Here is a 2,411-nt window from a genome sequence, read left to right on the forward strand (position 1 = left end):
TAGAGATGGGGTTGGCTTGACCGTTAATGCCTGTGGATGAGTAACCGCCGACGGCCTCAGTAGAAGCAGGAAGTAAACATCAATTTGTTACGTTATGTGACGCTTTGTATCAGTTTTATGAAGCAGTAAAAGTTACTGTTGTCCATCCATGCCTACCTGTCCAAAGTGTGCATCTTCAAAAACTGTCAAAAATGGCCATATCTATAATGATAACCAGCGGTTTTTGTGCTGCGAATGTGGACGACAATTTGTGGAAAACCTTACCTAGAAACTGATTGACCAACCTACTCGCGAGCTGATTGACCAACTGTTATCAGAAAGGATTTCACTGGCTGGCATTGCACGCGAGTGTCCAAGTTTCGGACCAATGGCTACAAGCTGGCTGTCAACCAGAAATATGCACAAGTGCCCAGAAAGCTTAAGGTTCAGCCAAAAAAAAAGGAGAAGCTCACAATTAAATGTGATGAATTATGGTCATTTGTGGACAACAAAGGTAATCAGCAGTGGGTCTGGTTAGCGATGGAAGTAGAAGCTCGTGAAATTTTGGTGTTGATATCAGCTCACGGGATGAAGAAGCAGCTAGACATTTGTGGCAGTCCTTACCTGGGGTTGATCGTCAATGTGCCTTTGCGGAGCGTTGCTCTAGCGGTATCGCATACACTGATTTTTGGGCTGCAAGAGCGTGGTGTTTTACCCAGTAAACGACATCAAGCGGTGGGAAAAAAAACAGGGAAGACTTCTGACATTGAACGATTCAATAATACCTTAAGACAAAGGGTATCCAGGTTAGTACGAAAAACTTTGTCCTTCTCCAAATAAGATTGAAAATCACATTGGCGCTATTTGGTATTTGATCCATCACTATAATCAATCATTACTTGTTTAGCACTACCAGAGGGGCTTTAGATTCCTCAAAAACCCACAATTTTTTGCCGATAGTTTTTTTGTGGAAAAACCGCAAAGAGTCGAAACAATATTATTTATCATGTCACTGTGTTTATTAGTATATAATCTCGGCCAAAGAGAGTTGATAAATACTTGAAAAAGTACCAGTAATCTCCTCAAAAATCAGTTAGAAAATATGACAACTACTCCCACATTAAGATGGATATTTCAATGCTTTCAAGGAGTTCATTTGTTAACCATAAATCAACGCCAACAAGTAGTTAATCTCACAGAGGAACGGAGTTGAATTTTACAGTTTTTACCCTCCCCTTGCCAAAGATAAGATATTATCAGTGATGCGCTTCGGGTGTGCAATGATGTTCCGCACCCTCCGGGACATGATCGCACTACCTGAATTGAGAAAACTGATTGATGCTCTCGATGGGAGTATAGTTGCTCCTGTATTTTCTACTGATGATCAGAACTTTCTGGTTGCTCAACAATACTTTAACCCTCACTTTTTTGATGTTTTATACAATTAGGAGTTGGCTGAAATTCCGAACGCGATTCATGTTTTTTTGTAATACATTATGAAGTGCGGAATGTGGGTTATAATATCAAATCCGTTTAATTGGACATAAAAAAAATCTTCAATCGTCATAACTACGCTCATCTTTGTAATTCTTTCTTCTCCTGACTCCTGAGGACTGACTTCCCCTCCTGGGAGGGGCGGGGGTGGGTTGACTCCTCCTAACTTAACCATTCTATGGTTGTTTAACCGGATTTAATATAAGTATTCAACCGAACATGATATAGAACCCCCGATCGTATCTTTGCACGGGGTATGTGCTTTTGGCTGCCGTCCTCAGAACTTAGTTCTGGTGAAGTCAGGAGATTCAGGAACGAGAATAGGGCAAAAAGCGGATGGGACCCCGCGTCCTTCGGGTATTTCTTTCCTCCGGAGGAGGAGCTACGCTAACAGAAACGCTTTGCCTAGGGCAGTTGCTTCAATTCGGCGGGGCGCCTATTGGGTGGTGGCAGGTTCTGCCCACAGTACCTTGGGAACCCTAAGGAAGGGCGTACTGCACTCACCGCCCTTCGGGGTACCAGGTAGGGCGCTAAGCAGGTAGAAAAATGCTTCCATTTCCCTATTTCCCCATCTCCCCATCTCCCCATCTCCCTATTTCCCCATCTCTTTTTAAATAGATCTCAAATGGGTTCTATAAGTCCTATGTCTATCAAGTCTATGCAAGAAAATGAACGCCACTGATATCACTGCTATTCAATTCACTAAAAAATTCTTCAAATGTACCTGATGTTGAAATACCCAGGGTATTTGGGTTAAAGATAAATACATCTTCGTCTTGACCCGATACATCAGTTACAGAAAAGCTACCGGTTGTGGACAGAAGTAGTTGCTCTCCATTAATACCAATAGCATCAATGTCTTCACTATGCCCGGTAAGATCTACATCACTACCGTCGAATTCAATAGACCAAGCTCCAGTATCAGGATTGAAACGTAA

4 protein-coding genes and 1 pseudogene are annotated in these 2,411 nt (G+C 42.3%); 3 read left to right on the forward strand and 2 right to left on the reverse strand.

The features are described 5' to 3' along the window. Nucleotides 1–405 precede the first annotated feature (405 nt). The 3 genes and pseudogenes from F6K13_RS28515 (at nt 406) to F6K13_RS28525 (ending at nt 1,427) form a co-directional block, all read left to right on the forward strand. Complete coding sequence (locus tag F6K13_RS28515) at nt 406–819, forward strand: IS1 family transposase (protein WP_161564300.1); 414 nt, start codon at nt 406–408, stop codon at nt 817–819. Nucleotides 820–892: 73 nt separating this feature from the next. Continuing rightward, nucleotides 893–1,192: pseudogene (locus tag F6K13_RS28520) on the forward strand (IS1634 family transposase); the annotation flags it as partial. A 46-nt stretch (nt 1,193–1,238) separates the two neighbouring features. Further along, nucleotides 1,239–1,427, forward strand: coding sequence for a hypothetical protein (locus tag F6K13_RS28525; protein ID WP_124142908.1), 189 nt, complete (start codon nt 1,239–1,241; stop codon nt 1,425–1,427). 26 nt (nt 1,428–1,453) lie between these two features. Here F6K13_RS28525 and F6K13_RS28530 read toward each other — a convergent pair whose 3' ends face one another. Together F6K13_RS28530 and F6K13_RS28535 are read right to left on the reverse strand one after the other, a co-directional pair. After that, nucleotides 1,454–1,648 (reverse strand): hypothetical protein, encoded by a 195-nt coding sequence (locus F6K13_RS28530; protein ID WP_124142907.1) that lies wholly within the window; start codon nt 1,646–1,648, stop codon nt 1,454–1,456. Nucleotides 1,649–2,129: 481 nt separating this feature from the next. Beyond that, nucleotides 2,130–2,411 (reverse strand): hypothetical protein (locus tag F6K13_RS28535; protein WP_287289221.1); only part of this gene is annotated, 282 nt, incomplete at its 5' end.

Source organism: Okeania sp. SIO2B9 (assembly GCF_010672505.1).
Lineage (GTDB): Bacteria > Cyanobacteriota > Cyanobacteriia > Cyanobacteriales > Microcoleaceae > Okeania > Okeania hirsuta.

Excerpts from the sequence above, each read along its gene's own strand:
- F6K13_RS28530 (WP_124142907.1), bottom strand. The coding sequence starts at position 1,648 with ATGGTTAAGTTAGGAGGAGTCAACCCACCCCCGCCCCTCCCAGGAGGG.